1 protein-coding gene is annotated in these 573 nt (G+C 66.5%); it reads left to right on the forward strand.

Translation table 11 applies throughout. The features are described 5' to 3' along the window. Positions 1 to 573 (forward strand): transglycosylase domain-containing protein (locus DNK89_RS23785; RefSeq protein ID WP_161958987.1); only part of this gene is annotated, 573 nt, incomplete at both ends.

Below are 573 nucleotides of genomic sequence, written 5' to 3' on the forward strand. Positions count from 1 at the left end.
ACACGCTGGAGGTCCCGCCGCGGCCGCCGAACATCGCCATCCTCGCTGCCGATGGCACCGAACTCGCCAATCGCGGCGACATGGGTGGTGCCGCCATCCAGCTGAAGAGCCTGCCGAAACACGTGTCGCAGGCGCTGATCGCCATCGAGGACCGGCGGTTCTATTCGCATTTCGGTATCGACGTGATCGGCTTCGGCCGCGCCATCGTCACCAACGTGACGAACCGGGGCGTCAGCCAGGGCGGCTCGACGCTGACCCAGCAGCTCGCCAAGAACCTCTTCCTCAATCCGGACCGCACGCTGGGCCGCAAGGTGCAGGAAGCGCTGCTCGCCCTCTGGCTGGAGCACAACTACTCCAAGGACCAGATCCTCGAGCTCTACATGAACCAGATCTACCTGGGCCACCGCGCCTACGGCTTTGCAGCCGCCTCGCGCACCTACCTCGGCAAGCCGCTGTCCGAGGTCACGCCGGCCGAGGCCGCGATGCTGGCCGGCATTCCCAAGGCGCCTTCGCGCTTCAACCCCATCACCAACTTCCCGCGTGCCGAGATCCGCCAGCACTACGTGCTGGGCC

The organism is Acidovorax sp. ST3, assembly GCF_003231145.1.
GTDB lineage: Bacteria > Pseudomonadota > Gammaproteobacteria > Burkholderiales > Burkholderiaceae_C > Acidovorax.